General features: G+C 44.9%; 11 protein-coding genes. 4 read left to right on the top strand and 7 right to left on the bottom strand.

Annotated elements, in window-relative coordinates; all coding sequences use genetic code 11:
* Positions 1-226: 226 nt before the first annotated feature.
* The 5 genes from QL919_RS08080 to QL919_RS08060 all read right to left on the bottom strand — a co-directional run bounded on the left by QL919_RS08080 (position 227) and on the right by QL919_RS08060 (position 6,770).
* Positions 227-1,429, bottom strand: a complete 1,203-nt coding sequence (locus tag QL919_RS08080) for an ABC transporter permease (protein ID WP_290189047.1) — start codon at positions 1,427-1,429, stop codon at positions 227-229.
* Positions 1,429-2,880, bottom strand: a complete 1,452-nt coding sequence (locus tag QL919_RS08075; RefSeq protein ID WP_290189046.1) for an ABC transporter permease — start codon at positions 2,878-2,880, stop codon at positions 1,429-1,431. Before QL919_RS08075 ends, QL919_RS08080 begins: the two co-directional genes overlap by 1 nt.
* Before the next feature lie 3 nt (positions 2,881-2,883).
* Entirely contained in the window at positions 2,884-4,086 is a 1,203-nt protein-coding gene (locus QL919_RS08070; protein WP_290189045.1) for an efflux RND transporter periplasmic adaptor subunit, read from the bottom strand.
* Between the two features lie 62 nt (positions 4,087-4,148).
* Complete coding sequence (locus QL919_RS08065) at positions 4,149-5,012, bottom strand: YihY/virulence factor BrkB family protein (protein WP_290189044.1); 864 nt, start codon at positions 5,010-5,012, stop codon at positions 4,149-4,151.
* Positions 5,013-5,069: 57 nt separating this feature from the next.
* Positions 5,070-6,770 (bottom strand): TolC family protein, encoded by a 1,701-nt coding sequence (locus QL919_RS08060; protein ID WP_290189043.1) that lies wholly within the window; start codon positions 6,768-6,770, stop codon positions 5,070-5,072.
* Positions 6,771-7,139: 369 nt separating this feature from the next.
* Here QL919_RS08060 and glpK point away from each other — a divergent pair, with 369 nt between their 5' ends.
* The 4 genes from glpK to QL919_RS08040 all read left to right on the top strand — a co-directional run bounded on the left by glpK (position 7,140) and on the right by QL919_RS08040 (position 11,771).
* Complete coding sequence (glpK, locus tag QL919_RS08055) at positions 7,140-8,786, top strand: glycerol kinase GlpK (protein ID WP_290189042.1); 1,647 nt, start codon at positions 7,140-7,142, stop codon at positions 8,784-8,786.
* A gap of 271 nt (positions 8,787-9,057) precedes the next feature.
* The gene (locus QL919_RS08050; RefSeq protein ID WP_290189041.1) at positions 9,058-9,570 is read left to right on the top strand and encodes a hypothetical protein; all 513 of its coding nucleotides are present in this window, start codon (positions 9,058-9,060) and stop codon (positions 9,568-9,570) included.
* 240 nt (positions 9,571-9,810) lie between these two features.
* Entirely contained in the window at positions 9,811-10,839 is a 1,029-nt protein-coding gene (locus QL919_RS08045; protein WP_290189040.1) for an endonuclease/exonuclease/phosphatase family protein, read from the top strand.
* Between the two features lie 239 nt (positions 10,840-11,078).
* Positions 11,079-11,771 (top strand): TetR/AcrR family transcriptional regulator, encoded by a 693-nt coding sequence (locus QL919_RS08040; protein ID WP_290189039.1) that lies wholly within the window; start codon positions 11,079-11,081, stop codon positions 11,769-11,771.
* Positions 11,772-12,044: 273 nt separating this feature from the next.
* Here QL919_RS08040 and QL919_RS08035 read toward each other — a convergent pair whose 3' ends face one another.
* Complete coding sequence (locus QL919_RS08035) at positions 12,045-12,848, bottom strand: hypothetical protein (RefSeq protein WP_290189038.1); 804 nt, start codon at positions 12,846-12,848, stop codon at positions 12,045-12,047.
* A 171-nt stretch (positions 12,849-13,019) separates the two neighbouring features.
* Complete coding sequence (locus tag QL919_RS08030) at positions 13,020-18,251, bottom strand: hypothetical protein (protein WP_290189037.1); 5,232 nt, start codon at positions 18,249-18,251, stop codon at positions 13,020-13,022.
* Positions 18,252-18,268 lie beyond the last annotated feature (17 nt).

The following is an 18,268-nucleotide window of genomic DNA, read 5'->3' as shown; positions in this document are numbered from 1 at the left end:
CAACACTACTTACAACGCTTAATTTAAAGCCTAAGGTGTAATCTTTTTGACTACGCTTAGCTCTTTTGTTCTCTATGTTTGACATAATACCGCCTAAAATGTGTCAACTCATTCTAGGACGGGACATAAAAATAAAAAAAGCGTCTGCAATATTAGCAGGCGCTTTTTTTTGGTTGATATAGTATCAATCAATATCATCTTTAGGTGATCGAGCTATGTGATGAGGTTATATAATGGGTCTCGGTGATTTGTGAGCTTCATGCCAGCGTACCCACATGAGTAGAACAAAGTAAAACACCCATAGGGCTGCCAACGCATAAAACCCAGTAGAAACTTGAGAGATACTCGCGCCCATTTGGTTTAGCTGTACAGAGGTATTAATGGCGGGCGTTGTGGGTATCAACCAGCGTACTATTTGTAAGAAGGTAGGCAGCTGATCTGCTGGCCAAGGATAACCACTGACAAAAAACATCGGCAATGAGCTGAAAATCAATATTTGCATACTGCGCTCGCGCTGCCGGAACCATAGCCCTAACAGACAGCCAAGCGTCGCCACTGTCGGACAAAACAACAGCAAGAATAGTAGGCTACCCAGCATGTTTTGTCCGCGCGAATAGTGATGTAACTCAAATGCCCAGCCATAATAAAAACAGCCAATCACGAAACTTAGCGTACTGAGCGCGGCTATACGACCAAGCCAGCCGCGAGTACTGGTTGTATGACGCCGCTGTTCATACCAAGTACCAATCAGCATGGCCGTTGCCATCAGTAGAGTCTGCTGCAAAATAATAATCGAGACGGCGGGCACCACATAAGCACCATAACCCTCTGTCTGATTATATAAAGGCACAATCTGTAATGGCACTGCTTGAGCATTCTGTGCTGCAGTAGGGGCATAGGCACCTTGGGCAACACTCTTTTTAATTTTAATGCCTGCTGATACGGTACTAACAGCTTGTAAGAAACCCATTTGTACGTTTTTATTCAGCAGAAAATAACCGCCATTACCAAGGACGCTGACACTAGCGGCTTTGCCTGATAGTACCTGCTGCTCAAGTCCAGTTGGAATAATCATATAGCCTGCAATCTCGTCTGACCAGATGGCCTCAATGGCACTTTGCTCGTCGAGGAAACGCTGGGTATTTAGCTGCGGGCTAGCACTTGCATAACGGACGATAGTACGTGATAAGTCGCTATTGTCTTTGTCAATGATACCGACTGGCACATGATTGACCACTTCTGCTGAGTATGGCCAAGGATAAAAGAAGCCGTAGATAATCGGGGCAATAATCAACATTAAGACGATACCTTTATCAGTAAAGATATCTTTCATCGTTTGTAAAAAACTGCCAAAGAAGCTTGGCGATGCTAAAGAGTGTTCTAGGTCTGATGTTGAGGGAGATAATTTGTCTTGTGGTGGTATTGGCATTAGCGTGCTCCCCAACGTTCAGGATGTGCCAGTGCACGTTTGGTCAGCAGTGCAGTCAAGCTCATAGCAATGATGGTAGCAATCGCCAACCCATAAATAATCGGCAATGAGATGGCAACAGGTGCTTGCATCTGCAACTGCGCGATATGGAGTTTTAAATAATGAGTAAGTGGCAGAGCATCTGACCAGTGCTGAGCGCTGTCACTAATAGCGATATAAGGAAAAGTAACACCAGCAAAAGCATAAGAAGGTGCTGAAATAAAGCCTGTAGCAGACAAGCCCATACGTAGTGAGAACGAGCCTAGCGTGAAGATAGCACCCAGCCAAAACGACAACATCATGAGTATGATTAGACTAAGGTAAGTAATAACAATTGAGCTGATAGCAACTGACTCTTGTGGCGCGGCAAGCCAAAGCGCCAATATCGACCAAAGACTATAGGCCAGCATCGGCCAAAAGTATTTACCCAACAGCCCAAAGAGTAATACTAGGATGCTTACCGGTTCAGTGGTTTGGTTTGCAGTCGAAGACGGGCCATTATTGATAACGTCATTATTGTTATTAGCACTTGAGTTCTTACTAACACCGTCATGATGACTGTCACTAATATGCTGACCAATCTGTTCAGTATAATGCTCATCAGTCTGGTGATTAGCATCGCTAGCAGCTTGATTACTAACCGTCTGATGGCTATCTGGTAGATTGTTTTCTGCGTTAGTCGTTGTTTGATAATGTAACGTTAGCTCAGGTTTACCAGCATCAATAAAACCATACCAGTGACCGAGTTGCTTATCACGCAGCTCACGGCCAATGGTTGTCGCACCGATGACCATTGCCAATATATGCAATAGTGCAGGGATGACCGTTGACGCCAAAAACTGTTGATAGTCAGTTGCCGCATTGAAAAGACTGATGCGCTGAATGCTAATGGGTGAGTAGGCGAGCGCTGCCTGTGATGGTGCCATACCTTGCTTGACCAAGCGCTGTATCTCAACACCCGCTGATAGTGTGCCGGCGACGGCTTGAACACTGGTTTGAATAATGCCTGAATGCGTGCCGTACTGAGCATTTACTTGCAGAATTAATGGCGAAGACTGACTCGATAGAATATTACGAGAGAAATCTTCGGGGATAATGACGACCGCATAGATGTCGCGTTGTAAAATAGCGGCTTCTGCTTCGGCAGATGAATAATAAGTGTGTTTTACTGTCAGAGTGGGGCTGGCTTCCAAATAACGCACTGCGGTATTGGCAACAGGACCATTGTCTTGATCAATGACTCCGATGGGCAAGTCGGTAATCTGAGTTTGTGAAAATATCCACCAAATCAGCAAGACGGTTGCCAAAGGTATCCATAGCACCATGGTCAAATCCCACGGATTTTTGGCCAAAAACCGTCGCTCGTAGGCGGCACTACGTATAAAAGCCTCACTTAGCTTAGTCAGGCTCATGACTTACTCTTGGCTTGTGATGGTTGGGTTGATATGCACAATGACACTCATGCCTGAGCGAATACGAGCATCAGGCGTCGTTGGCCGTGCTTTCACTTCAAAAGTGCGCACATCAAAACCATCATCACTATTGGTCGGTCGCCACGTGGCAAAATCAGACAGTGTGGAGGTCGCATAAACCGTGAACTGCTTTTTATAGGGTTTATCAGCGGATGAGAGCGCTGGTATGCTGCCCGTAAACTGTTGACCAATGGCGAACTGATTAAGGTGTGATTCGGTGACGTTGAGCACCACCCACTGATCATCGGTATTCACTAACGTCAAGAGTGGAACGCCCTGACCGATGACTTCACCTGCACTGACAATAACGTTATCAACAATACCGGCAATCGGGCTTTTTAAGTTGGCTTCTTCTTTGGCCACAAGCGCTTCATCTAATTGGGCATCGACTTGTGCCACTTGCGCTGAAGCGGCTGACTTGTCTTCACTACGCGCGCCCTCTAATGCCAAATCATACTGTAAGCGCGCCGCCTCTGTCTGATCTTGAGTGGCAAGAAATTGAGCATAAGCTTCATCACGTTTTTGCCTCGCCATCAGTCCTTCTTCATACAGGCGATTGACACGTTGGTAGGTATTTTCTGCCAAGTCAGAGGCTGCTTTATTGGCTTGCCAAGCTGCTTTTGCTTGCGCAATCTCTTGTGGGCGCGCGCCGTTTTCTGCTTTATCCAACTGACTTTGCGCCATTTGCTTGCCAGCACGCGCTTGGTTGATTTTGGCATTTATCTCAGGTGAATCCATCTCAATGAGCTGTTGACCTGGTGTGACCGCATCACCCTCAGTGACCATAATCTGAGCGATACGCCCTGGCACCTTTGCTGCGATAGACGTTTGTTGCATCTGCATCTGTCCTTGCAGTGTAATGACTTGCGGCTCACTCTGTTGGGTGCTTTTGTATAACCCATAAGCAATCACGCCCAGTATGATGAGTACGACTACAGCGACAAGCGCCTTTTTTATCATGGCAGATTTATCGGCTTTAGCACGGTCACGATAAGTTGGCGTCGGCGGCTCAGCCTGCGCATCAGGTGCGTCTTCTACAGAGTCGACTGACGGCTGATCATCGTGAGACAACGTTGACTCATCAGTGTAATCAGTCGAATCATTTGATTTACGTGAATCGTCTGATTCTTTTGGAAATTCAGTCATGACAGTGAGATTCCTAAAGCAGTAAAGTTGAGAGTGAAAAGCATAGGGTAAAGCCTTTTTACCTAGTACACGCGAATGGCATAAGGCTTGGCGTTTTCTATGGTTTCGAAATTAAAAATAGCACCAAAAGCGACAATAAACGCTGAATAATAAAGCCACAGCATAATGACAACCGCTGCTGAAAGTGCACCAAACTCAGCACTATAGTTGTTAAAGTTCTGCACATAAATCGAAAACAATATGGACAGTAAAATCCAAAGTACGGTTGCAATTGCAGCACCTGGCACCAGTTTTTTTAATGGTACTGCATCACGGTTTGGCGCAAAACGATATAGGCTTAAGAAGCTGAAAAATATGATGCCAGCCAATATCGGCCATCTACTCCAAAGCGCAATGGTCTTGGCTATTTGAGGGAAAGGAAAATAAGCCGCCGCCAAAGGAATAATAGCGATAGAGGAGATGGCTATAATCAAGACCACAACGGCAGCGAAGGTTAAACCAAGTGCTCGAATCGTACCTTGTATAAAATTGCGCTCTTGGGTGATATGAAAGGCAAGATTCACCAGGATAATGAGGGATTTTATGCCCTTGGAGCCTGCATAAAGTGCCAGCAGCGTCGATATAATCAAACCAAAAGTCAGTTTGGATGCAGTATTAGACGCCAGCTCACTTAAGCGTGAATTAAGAACCTCATAGACAGACTCAGGGATAAACGGACGTAACAGTGAAACCTGCTCTTGCATTTCAACAGGTGAAAAAGCGAGACCATAAAGCAGTACAAATACCGCCATTGCTGGAAAAATAGATAGAAAACCAAAAAATCCTACGTTTGCGCAATGTGCCCAAACATTAGAGTGGTTCGATATACGCCAGGTCTGTAGTAATTGCGGCAGCAAATTTGTCACGTTAGCAGTCAGTTTTGTCATAAAACGGTTATTCACAGTAGAATTAGTATCAATAAAGCACAGAATAAAGTCCGGTCATTATTCACTATATAATGTAGGCAGTTGGATATCAGCGGCATTGAGATAAGCGTTGAAGGCGAGTGGCGTACCGCAGCTTTGCATTAGGGCTGCCAGCGCCTGCACGTAGCTGTTTGCAGCTTGTGCTTGCTCTGTACGGGCTTTCAACGATTGCGTTTGCGCCTGCACCACTTCGATGGTGGTATTCACGCCTTCTTGCAGTCCAAGACGACGTAAGCGCAGTACTTCCGCTGCCAAATCGACGTTGCTCTGTAATGCTTGGTAGCGTGATTGGGCGTTATTCACATCGTGCCAGTTTTTTTCGACCAACAGCAGTAGGTTATCACTGACTTCAATCTCAGATAGGTCAGCTTGGCGTATCTGAGCACTGCTTGATGCCAGTGAAGCGGTTTTATCGAGCCCGCCCCATAGCTTCCAACTGGCAGATATACCGGCAACCCAGCTTGGGTCTTTTTCGATTTGCCCATAACCATATAACATCACGGTAGGCTTATAGCCTGTGTCTGATAGGGCATGTAACTGCTGAGCTTGCGCGCGCTTAGCAGCGACTTTCTGTAGACCTGGATGATTATTTAGTGCCAAGTCTTGGAAGTAACTGACATCTGGTAGCGGGCGACTGGACACAAACAGCGGTGTGGTTGGCTTGATACGATAATCAGTACGCAACAGTCGCTGTAGGGCAATCATCGCGAGTCGAGCGTCATTATTGGCGTTGGCAGCTTCGCTTTTTGCATCCGCAAGTGCCGACTGCGCCTCTAACCTATCCACACGTGAGATGAAACCTTCCTCAAACAAACGCTCTGCCATATGGTCCGTTTGCTTTAACGTGTCATAAGCATCTTCACGCAAATAGGCCGCGATAATGGCCAGCTGTGCCTTAAAGTAGCGCTCAATTAACGTATTATAAAGCTCGTTTTTATCGAGTATGCTGTCTGCCACCGCTTCTTGGGTGCGCGCATTTGATGCACCAGTCAGTGCAGTCGTGCGTCCAGCCGTATAGATAGGCCAAACCACGCCAAGCCCTGCACTTGTCGTCTCTCCCGAACGCTTAAAATCGTAATTATCTGGTAGACGTTCACCAACCAGTTCTCCAAAGTTTGGCAAATCTGTTATGGGTGGTACAGGAGGGATGATGTTGTCGACGCTATTATTAATCTCATTGGTAATACCGCTCTTAATAGAGGATAAATCTATATCTTCGTCGATATGGTAAGCGCTGGCCGATACTCGAGCAAAGACCAAGGGGTTGTCTATAGTCCTGAGTGCATCTGTTTGATATTCACTGGCGGCGATGGCGGCTTCATTGGCAGCGATTTTTGGAGAAACTTGTAATAAGAGGTTCTGCGCTTGTTCAAGGCTTAAAAAGCTAGAAACATCTAAGGCATAGCTGTTATCTACCGCCTTATGGGTGATAGGGTCAATAAGTGTCTGCAGCTTTGTTGCTGGTATGCCATTATCTGATATGACGTTAGAGGCATTGGTGCTATTGACATTTGTTAAGACAGTCTCTGATTCAGGCGGCACAATATTATTACTGCCCGTTTGGCTATCCGCATCAACGATTTGCGTCACTGTTATAGGTGTCACATCATCTTGTGATTCTACGCTGTCTGTGTGAGTATTTGCATAAGTCACCACAGGCATACCCATGAGGGTAACCGTCATCATAGCAGTAGGTAGGGCCGATAAAGCGAATTTCATAAGTCACATAAGCCATTAATTAGAAAGCAAGGTATTATAAAATAACAGACAGCATTATATAGTTTTAGCTGCTTACCCAATAGAATTGTCAGACTATTATAGACTATTTGACAGCCAGTGAATCAGTGATGAGTGACTGACTCATTCTTAGCCTTATGCCTAGGTACCAGCTGAGTATTATGGTTGGTCCTTACGGATAAATTTTGTCTTATATAATAATACTTTTGATAGGTTAAAACTCAGCATTCTAGTTGTTGTTCTTAGGCACGAAATATACGCTATGATAGACAGTGGCAGCAGTCAGCTTTATTGGCGAAAAAACTCTTTGAGATGCAAAACAATAAGTAAAATTAGCAAAAGGTGCACGTAATGGCGGGATATATATTGGCTTTAGATCAAGGCACAACATCGAGTCGGGCGATATTGTATGACGACCATGCACGTCCCATCAAGATGGCACAACAGCCCACGACCTTACAAACGCCAAAAGCTGGATTTGTGGAGCAAGATGCGCAGCAAATCTGGCAGACTCAGATTAGCTGTGCCCATGATGTGATTAACCTAGCAGGGCTGCTCGCCACTGATGTGACCAGTATTGCTATCACCAACCAACGCGAATCTATCGTGATTTGGGATAAGCAAACAGGCAAACCACTCGCACCAGCCATTATTTGGCAAGACAGACGCACGGCAAGCTATTGTAAAACACTCGCTGCCGAATCTGCTCATGGTCATGATTTTAATGCCAATCTTGATGGTATGAATGAAAGCGATGGTAAGAACAATGAGCAAAATGGTAAGCAAGGTAACATGGCGCAGGAGGTGCAGCGTATCACAGGGCTGCGCCTAGACCCTTATTTTAGTGCCAGCAAAATCGCATGGTTGCTCGAAAACAACCCCAAACTTAGCGTCCGCGCCAGTAGAGGTGAGATTGCGGTTGGCACCATTGATAGCTGGCTGATTTACAAGCTGACAGGGGGCGAGCATGTCATTGATGTAACCAATGCTTCTCGAACGCTGCTTTTTGACATTCATAAACTGGAGTGGTCAGAAGCATTGTGTGCTCGATTTTCGATACCCATGAATATCCTACCCAAAGTTTTGCCGTCTGACGGAGATTTTGGCAAAACAAAAAAAGGCTTATTTGCCAAGCAGATACCCATTCAAGCGGTATTGGGTGATCAGCAAGCGGCGCTGTTTGGACAAGGGTGCCTAGATGCTGGCATGGCAAAAAACACCTACGGTACTGGATGTTTTATGCTGATGAATATCGGGCAACAGCCCAAGCTTAGCGAGCATAAATTGCTCACGACCATAGCGTGGCAGCGAAAATCCGTACCGACGCGTCCAGACAATTTATCGTTTGAGCAAATCGTGCAATCAGGTATGCGCATACTACAGCCGCCGAAAAAGGAGGTGACATATGCGTTGGAAGGTAGCGTGTTTATGGCAGGCGCTATTGTTCAATGGCTGCGTGATAATTTGGGCATGATTCAACAGAGTCATGAAGTCGAAGACTTAGCGCGGCAAGTGGATAGCAGTGAAGATGTGGTGCTATTACCGGCCTTTACCGGTCTTGGTGCGCCTTACTGGCGTTCCGATATCAGTGCGAGTATCACAGGCATGAGTCGCGGTACCACCAAAGCGCATATTGCTCGGGCAGCGTTAGAGGCGGTTGCTTACCAAACTTATGATGTGCTGATTGCCATGCAAAAAGACAGTCCACATCCATTGACTGAGCTAAGAGTGGATGGCGGGGCAGCCAATAACGATTTGCTCATGCAGTTCCAAGCGGATTTGCTCGATGTGCCGGTATTGCGTCCTAGAGATACAGAAATTACCGCTAAGGGCGCAGCACTCCTTGCGGGACTAAAAACAGGGCTCTACGATGAAACAACGATGAAAGACTCTTGGCAAGTGGATCGTATCTTTGAGCCTAGTATGTCCGCTGATGCTCGCGAGCAGCACCTCGAAAAGTGGCAACAAGCCATTCAACGGTCGTTAATGAAAATATAGTTCGCTCTGTGTTATTAAGTGATTCGCTTAGAAATGAGTTGTTTTGAGTCGTTAGGTGTCAGCTTAAGATTACCCAAAGCATGACGCTAGCGTACATAATGGTGATAAAGATACAGGCTGTAACGCAAGGCAATACGAAGTTGGACATAGTTTACATAATCCGTCTATCTGTCGTTGTTCATAAATCCCTATACTTTAGAAGATTTCTGCAAGACCACTATTTTAGTGGAAGAATAATTCAAAACATAACTAATAAGTTAAGGATAATATTATGAGTAACCATGACGGTATCGATCGCAGTGAAGTAAAACATATGTCAAAAGAGACCAAGCATGACTTGAATGCTGACCCAATCACCGGTGAGCCAGGTTCACATCCAGTAGGTACAGGCATTGGTGGTGTGGGTGGTGCAGCAGCAGGTGCGGCTATCGGTACAATGGCAGGTCCATTAGGAACATTAATCGGTGGTGCTATCGGTGCTATCGTTGGTGGCGGTGCAGGTCATGCAGCGGCTGAAGCGATTGATCCAACACGTGAAGAAGCATACTGGCGTGCTGAATATGCCAATGCTGATTACTACCGTGATGGTCTAGATTTTGACCGTGATTTACATCCAGCGTATGCAGTAGGCTATGCCAACCGTGCTCGCTACCCAGCTGATGCTCGCTTTGAGGATCATGAGTCTGATTTAGAGCGCTCATGGCATGAAGTGAAAGGCGAGTCACGCCTAGAGTGGAACGAGGCCCGTAGAGCATCACAAGATGCTTGGAATCGCTTATCTTAAGAATTTGCCTACAAGGGCGTTTGCTAGATAGTACTTGGTTAAAAAATAATGCAATAGCTTACTATTTCGTTACAACAGATAGGCTAATTGTAGATTAAGGTCTATCAGCAACGTCCGTATACGCTATTTATGTTAATTTAAAGCTTCCAAAGTTGACTTTGGAAGCTTTTTTTATGCATAAAAGGTATTATGTATGGATATTAATGAATATATTATAATAATAAATATGATAGGGTGTATATGAGCAACAACGATACCGCCAATACTAATAAGCAGTTTTATATAGCGACCGCTAATTTACTGAATTTTGCCAACCCCAATCGTATCTATTACGATAATGCGCCAGCTTACAATGATAGTGAATATGACCATAAGCTGCGCGGTATTAGTGACTTATTGGCCAAGGCACATGCGGACATTATCGCAGTACAAGAGGTGTGGGACAGCAATGCACTTGAAGCACTAGCGGTCTCATTGGGTTTCAAGCCAGAACATGTGGTGATTCCGCTGGCAAGTAATGACAATGCCAGTCCTTATACTCAAGGTAAAGGGGCGCAAAAGACACCAGCGGTTGGTTTCATAAGCCGGTTTGAGCAGTTAGAAACCAGTTTGTTAGAGCAGGTAGAACCTAAAGCGGTGATTGATGTCCCTGATATTGGTCCTTATCAACGTTTTAATCGTCCACCTATCGTGTTGCGAGTCAATGCCTATGGACAACCCATTACGATTATTACCGCTCATCTAAAAAGCAAACGTGCTTTTTTCCTACGCGATGATAATGGCAACCTATTAGAGGATATGGATGATCCTAACATTCGGGTGCGTGCCAAACTCCGTAGTTTGTGTATGCGCGCTGCAGAAGCTGCCTCCATTCGCATGTCCATCATTGAACGGTTACATCATACTCGTGAACCATTGATTCTATTGGGCGATATGAATGATGTGACCGGTAGCGTGACGACACAATTGATGACTGAAACTGGTGAAGTCAATTATGATAAAAGCATGCGGGATGTTGCACTATTTGATGCCGCTCGTATCCAAGCACGTTACGGTTGGATGAAAGATGTTGCCTATACTCATATATACCAAGGTATGCCGGAAGTCATCGATCAGCTGTTTGTTTCAGAAGAGTTCTTACCTGATAGCAAGTTTTCGCTCGGTCAAGTAGAACGGGTGGACTATTTTAATGATCATTTAAAGTGGGATTATGCAGATAGAGTCATCGACCATGGTATTATACGAGCGAAAATTAAATTGAATGATTAATTTTATTACATTACCTGGTTAACTCTATTACATTGTTGACCCATACATTCTTATTAACCCATTCATCACCCTTGCTTGATAATGTACAAGCGTTTATGATGCCTCTCCATTGGACACAGTAACGATAATATTGGCCATACATTTTTAGCCAGTAACAATAGTAGTCCTTCAATTTAGGACGAATGCTGCTCAATGAAGATTATATTTATACAATAGGGCGTAATATTAAGAGAATCACAATGAGCGAAAACAAAGACGAAAAAATTGAAGATGTATTGGTAGACTCGGAACTGGCTAAAAAACTGGTACCTAACAAGTTCAAATTTACTAGCCAGCAGGGCCGTGCACGCCGTCAGAAACTTTTGGCTGGTGCAAAAAAACTCAGTGAAACACATGCTATCAATGATATTACTTTGGCTGCAGTGTGCGAAGAAGCGGGTATTCCTAGAGCTTCTGCATATCACTTCTTTCCTAATATCGAAGCAATCTTTTTAGCATTACGCTTTTTGAATGCTATCGAAATATTAGAAATAGTAGAGACGGTAGATATCGGTAATTATGACAGATGGCAGGGCTACTTAACGGCATTGATTGATCACTGTGTGACGATATTCCGTAATGATGAGACCAAAGCCAAGCTTATTTATGACACCAATACGCCTGATTTTGAAGGTGACAGTTTTGGTGAAGACATCGATCATCAAATCATTGATTTGGTTTATAAGCGCTTGTCAGAGCGCTATGAAATGCCAAACTTTGATGATATTCAGGACACGTTATTGATTGCTTACGGTATCGTCAATGCTATCTTTACCTTGTCGTACCGCCGTCATCAAAGCATCACCAATGAATACATTCAAGAAGCGAATACTGCATTTATTGCTTACCTGCGTTGCTACTTACCAGAAAAGCTACCACGTAAAAATCGCTAATTTGATCTATCTTAGCTGATGATATGAACATAAGAAAGCCGACATCAAGTGTCGGCTTTTCTATGTCTGCTATAGTCAGTGAAAAGTAATATCGATACATCACGCACTGCTGATATCAATTTTTCTTGCTTGCTGTGCCTGCGCAGACAGAGGCTACAAAAAATTGATATCAGCAATAGCGTAGCGTTTTTAAGATGTTTTGACTATAGGTTTAATCATGACAGCGAGTTTTTGCCCCGATGCTATCGCCTATCGCTGCTAGGTTTTTGAAAGCTAGGGATTTGATTGAATCTGAGTATTTGCTTGGCTGATAGGGGTGAGGACTTGTCCGTTACAAGTATCTTCGCCCGTATCTAAAGAAGAGTACTGCTCATAATAGCGGACCATCAGGTCTTGCAACGCAACATTGGTTTCTGAATCATGGTCATTGACATAAGCTTCGCGTGCTTGCTCAAGCCAGCGATCTGCCATGCGAAAGTGACTGCCTGACTCTCTCCAGCCACGCTGACATTGATTGGTGGCCGCCCAAATCAGAGCCACTTCACTAAAGGCCATTTCACGTGGTGCTGAGGTGATACCGTCACTGTCTTTAAGAGCGCTTAGCGTCGCCCATAGGTCAGGTCGCATCAGTGTCGACATAGAAGGAATATCTTGATGCAGGCTGATATCTTTTTCTGTGCCATTCTTTAATGATTGCAGTATAGATTCTGCTGTTTGTGCTGCATAGGCACCAGAATTAGAACGACTATTAATACTGTCTTGATGGATGGCGTAATTCAGCCATGCCTGTGCTTTATAGGCGAGATATCGCTGCTGTGCGGTATTGTCAGTTTGCTGATATGCTTGCACCTGTGTGAGCATACAGCTCAATGCGCGCTGCTGAGTACTTTGGTATTTATAAGAAGGGATTTGATTCTCTGAATTGCTATGACAGTAGTCATTACTTAAGAATGTATTGGCTTTGACACTGTCGCTTGCTGCCAATGCTGATGAAGCAGATGTGAGTAGCAATACTGCTGACAATGCCGTATAAAGAGAGCGTTTATAGGTAGCTACTGTGGTGGCAGACTTCAACATATTACAACCCTTGTATTCAGGTAATCGGTTTTATTTTTAAGTGTTTGTTAATATTAGGACACACCCTAATCACTATATCAAACGTTTATCAGTATATATGAGCCAACTGAAAAATATCAGTACAGTAATGAAAAAATTGCCGCAGGTCAGACCGACGACAATTTTGTTAGATTATAGCGTAGAGTTACTCGTCAAACGCTTATTTTTACGTGGATCTTCTCGTTTGAATAAATCTTCATCGAATTTAAAGCGTAATCTGAAGTAAGCGCCTTCTTGCGTACTGTCGTCATAAGCGATATCTTCATCTTCAAAGCCCATAAAGTTGTAGCCAAGCGACAACCATAGGTTAGTTATAGGGCTATAGCCAACCTCTGCACCAAGCATATATGACATATCATCCGCTTGCTTGTTCCAGTAAGTACCAGCTTGTAAGCCAATATCCCAACGCTCGCTGATGTCGTATAAACCGCGTGCATAGACTGCATGCGCTGTGTTATCACTTACGATATCGTCAGCATCATATTCAGTATATTTACCAGCATAACGACCTGATAAGGTTAATGGGCGTGTCGGATGATAGTTGCCACTCCATGACCATATCGTTGTATCTTTTTGATATTGGTCAGTGCCAGTAGCATTGTCATCTAAACGATACTCTAGCTTGGCAAGCATGTCTAGCTGATTGCTATCATAGTCGCGGTATGCAGCGCCCAGTTGAAAACGATTGATAGTACGATGCCCATCATCATAGTCCACCTGTGAGTAGATATCTTTGGCAAGTAGGGTGACATCATCGGTATAACGATAAGCAATACCAGCACTACCTAATAATGTATCACTGGTCTCACCCCAACGTTTCTCAAAACGCCCTGATGCTTTGTAGTTTTCTTTGGCTAAGTATTCGACGCCTATACCAGCAGCTGTTGCAGTATTTTCCGTATCACCTTCTAGTGATTCAACACGCTCAAACAACGTGCTTAGGGTCAGACCTTCTTGCACGTACCATTTGTTTTTTAGACCGATGGCGGCTTCTGCTTCGCGCGCACTGATGGCATCACGCATGCGGTACTCGCTATAGACCTTACCATCTTTCATATAAGTGGCGTCAAAACCAATGACCGTACGTTGGCGCTCTTCTGTGTCATCCAAACCATAGCTGCCAGACAAGCTGTTGATTAGGTCATGACGAGCATATAGACGACCTAGGTTACCTAGAGGCGTCTCGCCGCCGACAGAGGTTGCATTACGCTCGCTGTTGTCAATATCCTGCTCATATTCGGCAAATACTAACGAGTTATTGAGTTTAGGCAAACGCGCGGTAATACGAGCACGAGCCGTGGTGCCTTCGATATCTTTGTCAGCATTATTGACGCCATTAAGCGCTGACTGGTTGATGATGTCATCGTTAAATACCGTATCATCAGTGATATCTACCACATCGGTTGCCGCTTGGGTATTACGTGAAGCAGCAGTTGCATCTTGCTTGTAGTAGCGTAGACCAATCTCGCCCACGATATTTTGACTTAAGCGCTGCTCTATACTGGCTTGCACACCTTCACGGCTTGCATCAGTCGTATGGTCTTCAGTGCGTACACCTTCTAGCTTAAGCGCAGTATTTTTCTCATTCAGAGTATGAGTGACTTCTACACCAGACTCAGTACGGCCAGCCGTTAGCGGCGATGCACCAGTGACAAATCCTGTATCGGCATCATTATAATAAGCTTTGGCACGGGTGTTTTTCTTATCGTCATAGTCAAGCTCAATACGTATGGCATCACCATCCGTATCATTGCCTGTCAGTTCTGTGGCATTAATTTGATTGCTTGGGTCGTAATTAGGATTTTCTGCTTTATTTTTGGCATATTCAGCGACAAGTTTTAGCTTGTCGTTGAACTTGATGACGCTATTAATACTGGCAAGCTCTTCTTTATTGAGTGGGTCATCACTATGGATATAGCTACCACCGATAGCGATTTTCTTAGTCAGTTGTTGCTTAGCGGCCACACCACCAACCCAGTACTTTTCGCCACCTTCGTCTACTTCTACTGTGACACGTAAATAAATAGGGTTGCCATCGATATCTAGACTGGCGATAGGGGCTTTTAGGTATAAGCTGCGACTGATAGGATCGATTTCATAGTCAGCGAAGCGCGTTAGTGTCTCACGTTTAACGATGAGGCCAGCGTTATTGGCATCGCGGGTGATGACTTCAACCGTCTCTGAGTTTTCAAGTACCGCATCGAAGTTTTCAGCCAATGGATAGGGGCCTGAAATACCAAGACCACGTGTCTCATTGACACGCTGTGACGTGCTGGTCTCTGCAGCAAAGGCTGTGATACGAGTATTGTCATCTTCATACTGGGCTTTTAGACCAGTTAAGGTGCGATTGTATTGACCGAGCTTGATACCGTCATCATTATCGATTTGGGTTTTTAGATCGCCGTACATCGCAAACGAACGACCTTTATCTACACGTACATATAGCTTGCTGGTTGACTGCGCATCGAAGCCTTTGGCCGATGAATCGCCATAAACAGGGTAATACTCACCAGGCTCGATATCACGGAATAGGCGCTCGCCTTTTTTGTCGCTGTCATAGGCCAGTGTCAGCAGATAATCGCCGCGCACTTTGCCTTTTAGGAACATAGCCGCACGACCAGTGGCTGAATAATCATCATTGCCTGAGATTTCATGCAGCTCTTGTTCAAACGCGCCTTGTGCATCAGTGATATTGCTGCCATCAAAGTCTTTGAGTGAGATGGCGCCTTCTACGATACCCACAGCGATTAACGGACGTAGCTTGGCAGTGAACTGTAGTGGAATGACTTGCTTGCTACTACCCGTGTTGATGACTAGTTCACCTTTGCCCGGCGCACTTGGTGCGATGACGGGAATGAGCAGCTCGCCACCAGTGACTGTTACTTGAGTGCCAGCCTGGTCTTTATTGCCATCTTTTAGGTTGATACGGCCGATGTTAGTATCGATGTTGATAGGAGTGGATGAAACGTAAGGACGGCCATCACGGTCTTTTAGACTGATGACGACTTGATATTCGCTGACACCATCTGCAGGTACAAGGCTGTCTTGGGTGCGATAGTCAATCGCTTGCAAGCTATCAGGAGCAAGCACTTCAATAGTTTGCTCTGAGATAACCTTGCCATTTACATCAGTAGCCACACCACGTAGGGTATTGCGTCCACGCTTTAAATCAACTGCATAATAGTCAAAAGCGATGACTTTTTGTTTTTCTTGCTCAGCGGTCTTACCGATTTGCTGTTCGGATACGGGCTTGCCATTGGCATATAGCATGAAGTTTGAGCCTAGTGGCGCTTGTACTTGAACCAATTGCTTGTGTGAGGCGAGCTGTTGACCGCTGCTCAAGTTAATAAAAGCAACCTCATTGCTTGCCACTTCTTTTAGGAACTCTTCTAGCAGTTCAGCTTTTGGCTGCTTGATGGTGTTGACAGCCATTTGTATACGGTCAGCACTAGGTGTCGCCATGTCATTGACGATAGCGGAGTCGCATTTTATGCTCTGATCTAAGTCATCATTAGACTTACAACCACTGGCATCAACATTATCGGTCACATCACGATCATAGTCAGGCTCTAATGCCAGTTTGTTTTTTACCGCAGCTTCTAGCGCATTATTCTTTGCACTAATAGTCTTGCTACGCTCTACCAGCTCTGCATTTAGAAGATCTGTGCTATCGCCCATACCACCGACGATAGCAAAGTCGGCACGATGCAGCTCGCCGTATTTGAGATCGACGAAACGGCTGCCGGCATCACCAGCATTGCGGTTACTTTGAATAACCAGCTCAGTCTCTCTAGGTATGGTTGTACGATCCACTTTTAGTACGTGGGTCTTGGCACTGATGCCATAAAAGTTATACTTGCCTTCAGGGTCGGTAACGATGAAATTACCATCTTCCATATAGATGCGCACACCAGCGACACCCAGCTCACCATCTTCTTTTTGTTGGATACCATCACGGTTGATATCGTGGTAGACCTTACCGATGATGATACCATCGGTATTCATGACACCACGGTTCACTTCGATAGGCCACTGTGCCTCTATCGAAGTCAGTACTGATCCACCAGTTTCAGAGTCGCGACCCTGTGCGATGGCGCGGTTAATACCGTCGCCACCTAAGGCAGAAGAGCCAATCAAGACACGATAAGTGACTGTTTTGCTTTCATTAACTGCCAGATTACCCAAACCTAAGATTTGATACTTGCCTTCTGCTGTGAAGTCATCTGTTTTAGCGTTATCAACACGCAAGCTACCAGACACATAGTCAAAGCCACGTGGCATCGCGTCTTTTAACTCAACATCATAGGCAGTAGATTTGCCATCATTCTTGATATTAATCGTATAGTTGACATAGTCACCTAGCTCAGCAGTCTTCACATCACCTTCTTTGGTGACCTGTAGCGTAGGGGAGGTATCGTTTATGACGATGGTTGTGCTGAGATCTCGGTCAATTTTATTGAGATCAGACGCGCTAGGTTGCTCATCCAATCCGACAGAGGGGGCAATACAGGCATCTAGGGTAGCCGTCAGCGTGTCGCCTTCTAGCGTCTGAATAATGGCATCACTAATTGCATTTGCATTATTTTGCGTAGGAGCGTCTAAGCGATATTTACCCGTGTTCACACCGGTTTCGATAGCTTTTAGTGAATAAGTATCACCAGTTCCAACTGGTGGATTGGCTGACTTGATGGTGACCCATACTTGGTCTTTCTCATCGCTTTGCAGGTTACATTGTGCAAAGCTGGTTTCGAGATAGACGTTTTTGCCAATTTGTGAAGAGGTTGGCTCACTATCGAAAGCTTCGTTTTTGAAACCGATATCTGGTTTGACAATGACCAAGCTGTCAGTGGCTATGACTTCTTTTAGTGATGGATCCTCGGTGACCACAGCACCAAGCTGAATCTCGGCAGTATCACCGTCCTGAGCGTTGGCGTCAGACAGTGCTTGGACAATGAGCTGAATGCTCTCACTCTGTCCTAGCTTGATTTGGGTGCTTAAGTTATCAAGTAACAGCTGCTGATCATCACCATCGACGATACCGTTATTATTTAGGTCTTGATAGATTTTGATATTGGACAATGTGTCAGGCACGGTCAAAGTCAAATCGACAGTCTGATCGCTATAACTGGTATTTTTTAGGACATTGATCCAGTTTACGGTGGTACTAGGCTCTACCGTTTGAGTGGCAGGCTGAGTCAGTTCGATACCATATTCGGGTAGTGCAGATGCTTTGACACGGACTTTATTAGAGTCAGACTGTAGAGTAACGTCTGATTGGTCATTGACGGTGTAGCTGGCATTTGCAACGTTATCAATCAGCTGTAGCACTGATTGAGAGGCTGCTTGTGCAGTATTCGATTGCATAAGCAACATCGCTAATG

It is taken from the genome of Psychrobacter sp. APC 3426 (genome assembly GCF_030408035.1).
Classification (GTDB): Bacteria; Pseudomonadota; Gammaproteobacteria; order Pseudomonadales; family Moraxellaceae; genus Psychrobacter.
This window is presented reverse-complemented; position numbering and strand designations above follow the sequence as displayed.

Bases quoted from the DNA above. Each gene is read 5' to 3' on its own strand.
- QL919_RS08080 (WP_290189047.1), bottom strand. From the start codon at position 1,429: ATGCCAATACCACCACAAGACAAATTATCTCCCTCAACATCAGACCTA.
- QL919_RS08075 (WP_290189046.1), bottom strand. From the start codon at position 2,880: ATGAGCCTGACTAAGCTAAGTGAGGCTTTTATACGTAGTGCCGCCTAC.
- QL919_RS08070 (WP_290189045.1), bottom strand. From the start codon at position 4,086: ATGACTGAATTTCCAAAAGAATCAGACGATTCACGTAAATCAAATGAT.
- QL919_RS08065 (WP_290189044.1), bottom strand. From the start codon at position 5,012: ATGACAAAACTGACTGCTAACGTGACAAATTTGCTGCCGCAATTACTA.
- QL919_RS08060 (WP_290189043.1), bottom strand. From the start codon at position 6,770: ATGAAATTCGCTTTATCGGCCCTACCTACTGCTATGATGACGGTTACC.
- glpK (WP_290189042.1), top strand. From the start codon at position 7,140: ATGGCGGGATATATATTGGCTTTAGATCAAGGCACAACATCGAGTCGG.
- QL919_RS08050 (WP_290189041.1), top strand. From the start codon at position 9,058: ATGAGTAACCATGACGGTATCGATCGCAGTGAAGTAAAACATATGTCA.
- QL919_RS08045 (WP_290189040.1), top strand. From the start codon at position 9,811: ATGAGCAACAACGATACCGCCAATACTAATAAGCAGTTTTATATAGCG.
- QL919_RS08040 (WP_290189039.1), top strand. From the start codon at position 11,079: ATGAGCGAAAACAAAGACGAAAAAATTGAAGATGTATTGGTAGACTCG.
- QL919_RS08035 (WP_290189038.1), bottom strand. From the start codon at position 12,848: ATGTTGAAGTCTGCCACCACAGTAGCTACCTATAAACGCTCTCTTTAT.
- QL919_RS08030 (WP_290189037.1), bottom strand. From the start codon at position 18,251: ATGCAATCGAATACTGCACAAGCAGCCTCTCAATCAGTGCTACAGCTG.